The organism is Calorimonas adulescens (genome assembly GCF_008274215.1).
Taxonomy (GTDB): Bacteria; Bacillota; Thermoanaerobacteria; order Thermoanaerobacterales; family UBA4877; genus Calorimonas; species Calorimonas adulescens.
On the sequence record NZ_VTPS01000030.1, the window covers coordinates 1 to 11267 of the forward strand.

11 protein-coding genes are annotated in these 11267 nt (G+C 31.5%); 1 reads left to right on the forward strand and 10 read right to left on the reverse strand.

Translation table 11 applies throughout. From position 1 onward, the window contains the following. Window positions 1–294: 294 nt before the first annotated feature. From FWJ32_RS12620 to FWJ32_RS13965, 4 genes are all read right to left on the reverse strand, one after another. The gene (locus tag FWJ32_RS12620) at window positions 295–753 is read right to left on the reverse strand and encodes a preprotein translocase subunit SecB (RefSeq protein ID WP_149546323.1); all 459 of its coding nucleotides are present in this window, start codon (window positions 751–753) and stop codon (window positions 295–297) included. Further along, on the reverse strand, window positions 750–1139 hold the full coding sequence (locus FWJ32_RS12625; protein WP_149546324.1) for a helix-turn-helix domain-containing protein: 390 nt from the start codon (window positions 1137–1139) through the stop codon (window positions 750–752). The genes FWJ32_RS12620 and FWJ32_RS12625 overlap by 4 nt, the downstream gene beginning before the upstream one ends. Before the next feature lie 40 nt (window positions 1140–1179). After that, on the reverse strand, window positions 1180–1599 hold the full coding sequence (locus FWJ32_RS12630; RefSeq protein WP_149546325.1) for a hypothetical protein: 420 nt from the start codon (window positions 1597–1599) through the stop codon (window positions 1180–1182). Window positions 1600–1665: 66 nt separating this feature from the next. Further along, the gene (locus FWJ32_RS13965) at window positions 1666–1881 is read right to left on the reverse strand and encodes a KTSC domain-containing protein (RefSeq protein WP_149546326.1); all 216 of its coding nucleotides are present in this window, start codon (window positions 1879–1881) and stop codon (window positions 1666–1668) included. A gap of 545 nt (window positions 1882–2426) precedes the next feature. Between FWJ32_RS13965 and FWJ32_RS12640 the strand changes: the two genes are divergently transcribed. Further along, window positions 2427–2702: an RpnC/YadD family protein gene (locus FWJ32_RS12640; RefSeq protein WP_149546327.1), complete on the forward strand. Its 276-nt coding sequence runs from the start codon at window positions 2427–2429 to the stop codon at window positions 2700–2702. A gap of 57 nt (window positions 2703–2759) precedes the next feature. Here FWJ32_RS12640 and FWJ32_RS12645 read toward each other — a convergent pair whose 3' ends face one another. The 6 genes from FWJ32_RS12645 to cmr1 are packed head-to-tail and all read right to left on the reverse strand — an operon-like array spanning window position 2760 to window position 10808. After that, complete coding sequence (locus FWJ32_RS12645) at window positions 2760–3641, reverse strand: RAMP superfamily CRISPR-associated protein (protein WP_162523633.1); 882 nt, start codon at window positions 3639–3641, stop codon at window positions 2760–2762. A 23-nt stretch (window positions 3642–3664) separates the two neighbouring features. Beyond that, a complete protein-coding gene (locus FWJ32_RS12650; RefSeq protein WP_162523634.1) occupies window positions 3665–4171 on the reverse strand; it encodes a hypothetical protein in 507 nt (168 codons plus the stop codon). After that, window positions 4164–5123: a type III-B CRISPR module RAMP protein Cmr4 gene (gene cmr4, locus FWJ32_RS12655; RefSeq protein ID WP_149546330.1), complete on the reverse strand. Its 960-nt coding sequence runs from the start codon at window positions 5121–5123 to the stop codon at window positions 4164–4166. The genes FWJ32_RS12650 and cmr4 overlap by 8 nt, the downstream gene beginning before the upstream one ends. A 7-nt stretch (window positions 5124–5130) precedes the next feature. After that, a complete protein-coding gene (locus FWJ32_RS12660) occupies window positions 5131–8589 on the reverse strand; it encodes a CRISPR-associated protein Csx11 (RefSeq protein WP_149546331.1) in 3459 nt (1152 codons plus the stop codon). Next, window positions 8586–9620, reverse strand: a complete 1035-nt coding sequence (locus FWJ32_RS12665) for an RAMP superfamily CRISPR-associated protein (RefSeq protein WP_149546332.1) — start codon at window positions 9618–9620, stop codon at window positions 8586–8588. Before FWJ32_RS12665 ends, FWJ32_RS12660 begins: the two co-directional genes overlap by 4 nt. A gap of 27 nt (window positions 9621–9647) precedes the next feature. Next, on the reverse strand, window positions 9648–10808 hold the full coding sequence (gene cmr1, locus FWJ32_RS12670) for a type III-B CRISPR module RAMP protein Cmr1 (protein ID WP_149546333.1): 1161 nt from the start codon (window positions 10806–10808) through the stop codon (window positions 9648–9650). Window positions 10809–11267: the final 459 nt, after the last annotated feature.

Below are 11267 nucleotides of genomic sequence, written 5' to 3' on the forward strand. Positions count from 1 at the left end.
ATGACTTTAAAAATAAAATATTAAAAATAGATGATGAAGCTAAACTTGATGAAATTTTAGTTGCAGTTATTAAAAGTAATTCAATAGATGAGGTATATAAAATGGTATGAGGCTTATTTCGTCGCCTTATACCATTTTATTTTTGCACAAATAATTTTCTGTGGGTAAAAAAGGGCCGAAAACTGTACCATTTTCTTGCATACTCAATTCTTGCATATACTACTTATGGTATGCCACAAGAACTGTCCCCGCTGGCCCTTCTCACTGTTTAATAGGCTTATTACACTAAAATCATTATTTATTATTTATTTCCCTTTCCTTTTTTTGCTGTATTAATTTAAAAACATTAATCATTGGTAGTTTTACTGGAGGAGTTATTCCGGAAAGAGCAGTAACACTTAAAATATAAGCTCTCGATAGCTGCGAAAGCGCTGTTAATCCATTTAACTCTAACATATTAATAAACTCCTCCTTTTTTAGTTTTTGAATATTACCGATAAATGCTCCCTCCATAGTTAAATCAATTTTTAAAAACACTGTTTTTTTAAATTTTGCTTTTATTATAGTTATGAATTCAAGATATCCTGTATACCTATCTTCCAGTTCTTTAATTTCTTTTATTTCGTAATCAAAATCATAAGTAACATTTATCTTTTCCTTATCTATTCTTATATCTCTCGTCTCAATTTTAAAATTGGACACCCTATTCCCAATAAACTGAAAGTCTGCTAATACTTGATTTGAATTAATCATGCACCCACCGCCAATTCTTTTTCTAATATTCTATCTGTTTCATCATTTTGGCTTTCTTCAAAATTAACTGTATCCCAAATTTGTGGTTTGTCATCCTCTTCTCCAAATATTATCTTAAAATTCCAACCTAATTTCTTTGAGATTTTCCACAGCTGTTCAACTGTAGGATTATATTGACCACTTTCAAGTTTTGATACCATAGACTGTTTAATTCCCAATTTTTCAGCAAGCTGTTTTTGTGTCCAATTGTTTTTAACTCTAAATTCAAATATTTTCATAGAAATATCATATAATATATCGTCTAATTCAAATTTTGCCTTTGTCGATTCATCAGCTAATTCATCAATAAGCTTCCATGCATCTCCCAATTCCAATTTATTGCCCATACTAACTCTCCTCCTTATAATTAAATTATATATAATTAAACTAGTCCAAAAGCTCTCTTATTTCATCTAATCTTTCTTGTGCTATATTTATAGCTTCTTTATAACTGCTCTTACTACTAGTCTTTGAATTCTTTTCTTCAAATGTACATAGCAATAATGCAATATTCTGATTATTATATCCAACAAACTTAAAAATTATTCTTATGTTTTTTAACCCCTTAAATTTCATTGAATACAATCCGTCAGTTCTCTTTAAAATTTCAAACCAATCTCTTTTTTTATAACATTCACTTTGATGCTCCTCTAAAAATTTAAGTCTTTGCCTGTACATACTAATAAATTTTTCCTTATATCCGCTATATTCCAAAATATTTTTTAATTCTTCTTCAAATTTAGGATGTGTATAAATTTTGACACTATAATATTGTTCTGGATATATTATATTGTGCAACACTTTCATTTCGTGTCTCCTTACTTATATTATATTACTTATAGGTAATAAAGACAACTATTCTTAATAAAAATATTACTTATAAGTTATTTTGGCTACCTTTATATCTTTGATATACTGATGAAAAAATTTACCATGTGAAGATGCATTCAATAAGCCTTCATAGATGATTTGTGGAACATTATAGTACTGATAAATACCACCATTATTAAATTCAATCTCCAGTGTCTGAGTGGTCTGGTCATAACCTATCGAACGTAAATTACTTGATTGTACATTTTGTCTTTCCATTCTGCATAATCTTCTTTTCTAATATTTTAATAATTTACTCTTTTATATTTCGACAAGATTATTAAAAATCCTCTTTAAAATTATCTAATTTTTAAATTTAAAATTTCAAAGATTATATCAAAAAATTATAGATACAAAAATGAATTGTATGTGAAATTGCCTGCTGCATCATGGCAGAAATACTGGAAGAGCTGTATAAAATGCTTATGTTAAATGAACATCCAAAAATAGATACCATAGGCCATGTATCCATAAATTTAACTGAAAAATCATAGAGACTGCCTTAGAAGAATCTTACCACAATACAGCGTCTGCCATAGAAAAAAATAACCAATGAAAGATTAAGTCACACAGCCATCTGGAATATAATCCAAGAGTGCGACCTATTTCTTAACATACAGGAAGATGATAGACCAAAAAACAGGCAAAAGCAAAAAAATAGATAAGACTGTCTTTACTGACAAATCAGTGCTATGATAAATATAACAGGTTATCTTTATAGTAAGTATGGTGAATACCGTAAAATAGATGAGGAGGTGACCATTATGATCAAAACTCTATATGACCCGGCAATAAAAGAAGAGGGTATTAAAGAAGGTATAAGAAAAGGTATTAAGAAAGGCCGTATTGAAGGCAGAAAAGAAGGCAGAATAAGGAAAGCACAAGAAAATGTACTCAATGTTATTAAAGCTAAGTTTAATGCACTCCCTGATGACCTTAAAGACAAAATATCAAAAATAAATGATGAAGATAAACTGGATGAAGTCTTAATTGAAGTTGTTAAAAGTAGTTCTATCGATGAAGTATATAAAATGATTTAGGCCCTTTATAGAGCCATTTTATTTTATTATGAAATTCTGTTCTTTATAGGCTTTTCTTTACGGATTCAAGCTATATTTTTCACACCAGATGGAGTTATCTTTTAACATAGTGCTACCAATCTCCAACCTTGTTTTATCTCCATAATATACTGCTCCTGGTGCATAAGCTATGATGTTTCTAATATTACTTCCAATTTTTTTTGCTTCTTTTGTATCTCTATATACCAATGGTTCTATTCTCCCTTTAATCTCCATCGTATTACTTTCTGATACATGTACATGAGCTAATAATCTGCTTTGGCTTTTTATTTCTATAATTGGTCTTTCGCCATCCATTTCTACTTCCAATGACTGAAATATTTGCGAGTTATCTTCGCTTTTACCATGAAGTTTTATACGGCCAAATCCACTTTTTCTTTCTCCACCCACCTGGATATCCCTTATATAATCCCAATTAAATGTATAACCGTCTTTTAAGAATAGATATCCAACGAGATAAGTCTTTTCACCATCTCTTGTATACGGCGAAATAAATTCTGTTTCAAAGAGATTCGATTCATCAGCTGAGTTTGAACCAATATTAATAGCTGTTGACATATAGGAATTCATAAATTTATATTCCATAAGATTGTTATTCTGTCTATCATAGTCTTCAATCCATAAATTATAATTACAAACTTTTATAGAGTATAAATCAGATTCTCCATTATCCTCCACCGCAGGATAAAAATACGATAAGGCTGTGTTATTTAGTAGCTCATCTCCGGTTTTCTCATAATCTGCAGTACCTCTTGCTGCAGTTATTCTACTTGTAAATGCGCTCCAAATCAATCTGCCAGGAACATATCCCCTTGATTTCTGCAAATTTGCAATTCTTCCATATCCGATATGCAGAGGCGAAATTATCTCAAACACAACCAGATATTGTTTCCAACCCATCCTTACCTTCACCTCGTTTTTATTTACTCGTTATTTTGGATCCCTTCTGTCAAAGTTCTATCGCTTTTACTTTTATCTCTATTTAAAGCTTTAATTGAATACCTAGTATATATCAACGCCTTTTCCATTATATCTTTCACAAACTGCATCTCGTCAAGATTATTAAGAATATTCTTTTCATTAGAAAATGCAATAGATATACACTTCATAACCTTGTCACTTTTAGACTCTTCGCCATTTGTACTGATAAGAGTTTGCAAAGGACTCAGATCACTTTGCAAATATTTATCCAACTCACACATAAGCTTAACCAATTCTGTAGCTACAATTTCTGCATATTCTTTCTCATTTTTTTTACGTGAACAAAGATACAAAAAACAAGCATAGATTCCCTGACTCTGAAGTGTCCCAAGGGATTTTGTAACTATATTCTCCGCATTCTTCAAGTTATCCGCAATTTTATCATTACTTACAATATTGAAAGCAGCTTTCGCAACATAACAGTCAACATTATTAATAACCTTAGACATTTGCATCATCCTCTCCACCAACTACACCAACCTTTTTTATTCTGCCAAATCCCCTAGTACCCATACCACCAACTCCCAGTATTTCCATCATATCTATACCCTTTTCAACTACATCTATTGGCCACTTTATCTCATCAGATTTTATTACATCACTAAATTTACCTCTATAATCATTCTGAATGACATCCATCATAAGATATGCAGATCTTGGAATTGCCTCATAAGTAAATAAGGCTTTACCTTCTGCCGTCCCCGTTCGCGGATTTATTGAAACTGAAGTCCTCACTTCTAAATTTGAGTTTACAACAACAGAAAATGTTTTGTCACTTACTAAATAAATCCTGCCTAATATGTCACCTGCAAATTTTTTCATAATATCGTTTATGTGATCATAATTTTCCTCTCTAAGATTAAGAAGCAACCAGCCTACGTTTAGATATTTTTTCTTATCATCGGCTTTATTAGCTTCATAACTACATAACTTCATTATTTCATCGTCATTTATAGTTAATTTAGTATCAGTATGACATTTATCAGTTTTCTCAAGAGAAACTGCTCTCTCTAATAGATAAGGTGTAGTGATCCATATAGGTCCTATCATAGAATAAACAGGAAAGAATAAAATCTCTGCATCAAAAATACTCACTACTCCGCTGTACCCACCAGTTTCTTTATCATTGGCATATCCAAATGTATAGCAGATAGGACATGAATCTTCTTTACAATATGCACTGCCAGCAGTATCTGCTCCAGAACAATTTGGCCTATCATATGCTATAGCTGCATATGCCCTTATAGCACCGGACATACTTGTTCCTGGTATTTTAGGAATATTTGTTCCCGGCTCTCTAACAATAGAAAGATCCACTCCTCCCAATCTATAATCACCCGTCCCAACATGTATGGGATCCAAAGACATCAAAATATATTTTCTTTGAACAATGTTAGGCATTTTACAATTACTCCTTCCTCTTCAATATTTTTATAAATATTTCAAACGCAGCATCAAAGATTCCATTTTTAAAACAGTTAACCAGTTTAGCTATATCTTCGTTTGTCAGGTCTTCCAAACCGTCCGTATTTAATATGGCACTCCTGATATAGAAAGTAATAACATCACTGCTATTTTCTTCTCCATCCTTAAGTTTGCCTCTCCACATAGATAATGTTTCATTTAATTGGTATATCTGGGATTTGGATAAGCTTTTAAATATCTTCCAAATATAATCCATTTCATCTATATTATCAATAAGTTGCGGTTTCAAATCATTATTTATCCTTTTACCATTTTTGTAAATAACCTCAAACCTTCTATTACCTGTGCTGAGCCATTCATAATCATAAAATGAAGGATTAATTTTTACATAATCACCTCTCCCAAGTTCTTCTGGATGCACAAAATAATGAACTTCATCAGAAACAGAATCGTTATATATATAAATCTTATTGAAATTAGGCGATATCTTATTTTCATCAATCTCTATAAAAGTATAGTATTTGTTGTTAGGATTTGCCTCGCACACATTAATCTTATAACATTTTTCCAACTGTATAATTTTATCAAACTGTGTAGAGTTTCCACTCTGTACTTGCATATCTCTATCAATAATTTGAATCACAGGAAGAGATAATCTTGTGTCACTTTTTCCCATAGCTCTTATTGATGCATCAATGGCCGTTCTTATGGGTGTATTTTTTTGGAAGTATATAATATTTATATGAAATGGAAGTCTGTTTTTCACAAGGCCCATTTCACTTATATATTTTTCATATATCGCTTTCGCAAAAGCATAGGCATTCTCAGCAGGAATAACAGCCATAAAATTCTGTGGTTCTGCAATAACAGGTATAGCAGGTGTATATTCTGTTTCATCTATAGCAACGGTTGCCTTATTTATTTGGGCTATATTTGTACTCTTACGCCCATATTCTGCAGAAAGATTTACATCCAAAGGTTCCTTTATATTCATCACATATTCTTTTAGATATTCCAGCGGGTCATCTTGTTTGTCTATCTTATTAGGGTCAATTAATGATGCTATATAATATGGATTATCTATCATTATCAATCTGCATTTTTCTTTATCATATACAACATGTATCTTTACCTTTTGGGTTAATGGTATTTCATACGCCACTCCGTCTACAAGTTTACCATCTTGATTTGTTATATTGCATATACAAAGCCTACCTCTTCTTTTCTGCATATCGCCTCTTATTAATACGTCATTATAAAACTCTTTTGTTGTTTCCCATATTCTCCTATACCGTGCAAAAGAAGTTGACCTTGTCAGTATGTTGTCACATATATCTTCCTCTTTATTCATTTCATCCACAACAAAGAAATCAAAACCCTTTTCAGAACCATATAATGTATAAAGGAATAATTCTTTTACTTTATTTGCAGCATCTTCCTTATCTGCTATCATTTCAGTTTTGCTCTGGATTTTAAAATTTACCCCATAAGCCTTTATAAACCCCATGTCTTGAGGTAACTCATCCTTTAATTTGATTAAATATCCTGCATTGCCGACTCTGTTGATATCCATAATGTTATATTTTTGGCCTTCATAATTGAATTTACCACTTGTAATTTTATCATTTTTATTATTGATTATTATTAATGGAATTTGTTCATCTATATAAATTGCAGTATCGACTTCTTTTGCTCTATACATCAATTTATAAAAACCCGTCTTCGGTATTGCAGTTTTATCAACAAATGAAATTCGAAAACACTTTTTATTTTTCATGTATTCTTTACTATCTGCAAGATAAATCAGGCCATTCCTTATATATTCATCAAGATCAAAACTGCTTGAAACTACTGCAGCTCTGCCATTTCTGTCACCAACCTCATCTATCCATACTGTTCCATCAAGATTCTTAAGCCATTTTTTACTGCGACTGTTTTCCCCTCTTGTCCTGTTATAGCAATCATCACATATATTTGCCTTATTCTTATTTTTTAAAGGCCGTACCCCACAAACTGGACAAATTTCATATCCACTGTTTTTTGAATCCTTTCCCCACTTTTCATCAAAGAAACTACGATTATAGTTTATCTCTTGGGTAGCAGCTATAATATCCAGTACTACTCTGCCTATATACCTAGGATCTTTAGTCTTTTTTTGGCTTACAAAGACATCTTCATAATTTTTATTAATATTCCTACCCTCAAAACTCAGATGGGGATTTAACTTTTCATCTATCATATTTTTTATACAATCAGATGTCGGTATTATGTATATCGCCCCATTTTCATCTCTGTATATTTCATTTCCAACTGCCAATTTATACTCTATCACTTCTTTATAATAATCTAATTTGTCGGTAAATTCGTCCTTTAGTGCAAGTATCGTCGGAATATCTGATATATTGCTGATAATCTCTGACCAGTTTAACCTTAAAGATAATACACTCACCTTTACATTTTCATCAAATATCTTATCTATATTATTATCAACAATACAATTCCACATAATAGCCTTAAACATGGAGGCTGCTACACATGCTGTATCCCAAACCGTAACATCATTTATAGGTTTTCGAGTATCTGCTGGAACAAGAGAAAAGAGCAACTTCAATTTATTCTTGACATCCCTATATTCTTTGATAAAATCATCCTCTGGCTCAAAATTACATCCCTTAATTACACATTCAGCACATTTACGTATTGGTTCAACCACATCAACCAACGAGCTGATAGAGCCGCATCTGGTATATTCTCTTATCTTGCAATCTTTGCATTTTTTCTCTATTTGAAAGCTGCTTAGCGCATTTATGATACTTTTTATACTTTTTTCATAGCCAAACGGGGTGGCTATACTTATAGGGCCATCTTTCTCAGCCTTTAAGCTGCTCGACTCATCATCTCCACGTTTATCCATCCCTGATGCATATCCATGAGTAGAGTTTAATAAATGCAAAATATATGGATAACGATCATCAAATATCTTATATGCATAAGACTCTTTTATTTTCTCTTCTTTTTCAGCATAAAGGCCCTTTTCCCCTTGTCCAAGATATTCAATAAAATCTCCAAGCCGATATGTTATACCATTGTCAAATGGAGATGGTAGTTCAATAAATTTCCTCTTCAATATCTCCTTTGTCTCATGATCCAAAACATCAAAATCTCTTTTTAGCTTGTCTGGCTCATTTTCATCTATCATTTTTTTTGCTTTTTTATATGTCTGGCAATCGTTTAAATCTGCCACTGCAAAAATCCTATTCTTAATGTCCTCATAGGCTATCCCAATAATATGTTCATATTCAAAATCACTACAATTATTATCGTGGAGTTGATAATAATAAAATTGTTGACTCACCTTTCCGAGCTCATGCAGTAGCACACCTAGTTCACACAATAAGACCTTATATCTTACGTTTTCTATATTTTCGCGGTTGTCGCTCATTGTACCACCTCGTTTTTAGGGTTTAGATTTAATTGCCATTTTACAGCTTTTTCTGTTTCTAAGCTTATTATATTTATCTTCCCATAACCTGATTTCCTTTTAGATCCAATTCCCAACTTTTTGAGGTAGTCTAAAAAGACGTTTATCATTTTAAACATCTGGTCAGATTCGTAAATTTTTTCCTCTTCTGTCAACTTTGATGAGATATTATATGGAAAATATAAAAGAGAAAATTTCCCAGTAGAACCTTCTCTCACTGCTTCAAATATTATAGGTACACTCCCTGATCCATCTCTTCTATTTCTTATATGCGGATTTAATACCTCATATTTTATTAAGTTACCCTTTCCTTCATCAAAAAATGTTGGTGTAATGACCAATCTACCGCGCAATAATGCTAAGTTTTCCGTATCCTCTGTGTCAAAATACTCTTTTATCCTATCTTTAAAACCCTTTTCTAAAATCTTGTCATTTTTAGCAAGGCCGTATGGAACACTCAATATATTACTTTCTCCATGATAGTTTCCAAATAAAAGTAAGATAAGCATAAGATAATTAATCTTTTCATCCTGCGATATCGATGAATACGAAAATTTTTCATTTAAATAGTAATAAGCAGCATTTCTCAAATAGCCTTTCATACTACTAGGACTTATGTATGGAAGTTTAAAAACCACATCCTTTTTTATTGGATTATCATTTACATAGAATACAGTATCATCTTTAGAAATATATGGACTAAGTAGTTGAAAGGATATATCCATTTTAAACCACGGAAGATTCACATCTTGTAATGCCGCAGTATTTATTTCGTTAAATGCAAACTTTTTTATCAGTTGATTATCTATAGAATTCAATGTTTTAAGAACGTAATCATTGTAATCATCATTATCTATGTTGGCTTCTTCGAATAAAGATTTCTCATTTAGCAACCTCATAAATTGGGCTCGCATAAGCTTAGACTCTTGAACCTGATTCTTATTTAGGCCATTATACAACCTTGACATAAAATATGATATAAAATCATACATCACAAACTCCTCCAACTTCTCAATAAATTATTCTAACAGCTTTTGTAAAAAACTATCAAAATCGCTACGTGGTTCAACTATCACAGTATCAACTGCTAAATTAAGCTCATCAAAATACTTATTCACATCATCACAAAGCTCTCCTATTAACTCTTGCCTTTTATATCCTTTTACTCCATCAATGTTACATGGTAGCCAGCCCCAAATTCTCAATTCCCATTTGTCATTATTATCAATCCTGTATGCATGGGAAATATTTATCTTGCTCTTTATCCTGGTTTTCCCATTATCTTTCACAACCCCAAAAATATTCTCGTCCAATTTAGGGACTAATCGAAATGCCTCATACCTCAGATAATTTTTTATAAGCGGTGCTATAGGAAAGAAACCATTCTCAAAACATTCTTTTAAATCATTTTTATTTACTTTATTATCATCTCTAATTACTTTATTATTGCATTGTTTTTTAATAAGATTGACTAACATATCAAATCTTGCATGGAATCTGACTCTAATAAAAAACATGTCCAGCAGGTTTGGCACTTGTGATTTATTAGAATAATCGATTTTTCTGTTGTCGCTAAAAAATTTTTCTATTATTGCTCTACCAAAGTTGTTATTATTTTCGACTTCGCAAACTGCTCCATTGCCATTTGAGGTATTCCCACCAAAAGAAGCAAATTTTGAAATAATTTTTACTGGAATTATAATGTAGGGTAAGATGGGGGTCTCCTCTTCTAAATAACTAATGGTTATATTAAATTCTCCTATATATCCTCCCTTAAGCGGCCACCCACCACTTCTATTTTTATGTTCTCTCCCACTTGGAATTAATTTATTATAAAAATTTAACATTTTGCCATTTTCGGTAGATATATCCATATAAAATCTCTTTGCCCATTCTGTCGTCCCATAAACATAGCAAATATTGCACAGTCCTAACTCACCTAATGTTTTGTTCGTCAATTCAACGTCATCAATCAATTCCAACCTATCTATATCATCATCGGTAATTTTACACGGCTCACTTTTCAGCTCGGGATTATAGATTCGCTCTATTGCTTCAGCCCAGTATCTGAGCCACCCCAAGATATTTGATGGGTTTATTTTATCCATCCCCTTTTGCTTTTTATAGCCACCAGTCCACAAGGGAGTTAATGCTCTCAGATTTATTATAACAGTTTGCATATGATTCTCTCCTAAATATATAGTATAAGGTATACTCAGTAAAATTTTTTAAAAAGTCATTTTCTTATTTGAATATCTTTTTATTAAAAATTTAATCATTTAAATACATCATAATATCGAAATTGATCTAATTGTATTATTTAATTCGACATTATTTTAAAAATTCCTGCATGGCAATTGAATAAAATATAAGTCAAAATAATATTTTATAATAAGACATGCTGCTCATCTTGTACCATAGGGGCTGTACTTTTGACCTTCTTATAGCAATTATACCGCTAGCATTGGTATGTTATAATATTTGTAGAGATAATAAAAAATATTTTTTCATGGTAAATACTATGCCTGAAGAGGAAAAGTCTCAGCTTATAAATGAAGAGTTCAATAAGCTCATAGATACAACAAATACCGTACTGAATATAGTAAAGAAATTGCATGATGAAAAAGAAATCCCAATTA

What these genes read in the sequence shown, in the direction of transcription:
- FWJ32_RS12645 (WP_162523633.1), bottom strand. Translation starts at nt 3,641, where the DNA reads ATGGGTTGGAAACAATATCTGGTTGTGTTTGAGATAATTTCGCCTCTG.
- FWJ32_RS12640 (WP_149546327.1), top strand. Translation starts at nt 2,427, where the DNA reads ATGATCAAAACTCTATATGACCCGGCAATAAAAGAAGAGGGTATTAAA.
- FWJ32_RS12650 (WP_162523634.1), bottom strand. Translation starts at nt 4,171, where the DNA reads ATGTCTAAGGTTATTAATAATGTTGACTGTTATGTTGCGAAAGCTGCT.
- cmr4 (WP_149546330.1), bottom strand. Translation starts at nt 5,123, where the DNA reads ATGCCTAACATTGTTCAAAGAAAATATATTTTGATGTCTTTGGATCCC.
- cmr1 (WP_149546333.1), bottom strand. Translation starts at nt 10,808, where the DNA reads ATGCAAACTGTTATAATAAATCTGAGAGCATTAACTCCCTTGTGGACT.
- FWJ32_RS12625 (WP_149546324.1), bottom strand. Translation starts at nt 1,139, where the DNA reads ATGGGCAATAAATTGGAATTGGGAGATGCATGGAAGCTTATTGATGAA.
- FWJ32_RS12620 (WP_149546323.1), bottom strand. Translation starts at nt 753, where the DNA reads ATGATTAATTCAAATCAAGTATTAGCAGACTTTCAGTTTATTGGGAAT.
- FWJ32_RS12665 (WP_149546332.1), bottom strand. Translation starts at nt 9,620, where the DNA reads ATGTATGATTTTATATCATATTTTATGTCAAGGTTGTATAATGGCCTA.
- FWJ32_RS12630 (WP_149546325.1), bottom strand. Translation starts at nt 1,599, where the DNA reads ATGAAAGTGTTGCACAATATAATATATCCAGAACAATATTATAGTGTC.
- FWJ32_RS12660 (WP_149546331.1), bottom strand. Translation starts at nt 8,589, where the DNA reads ATGAGCGACAACCGCGAAAATATAGAAAACGTAAGATATAAGGTCTTA.
- FWJ32_RS13965 (WP_149546326.1), bottom strand. Translation starts at nt 1,881, where the DNA reads ATGGAAAGACAAAATGTACAATCAAGTAATTTACGTTCGATAGGTTAT.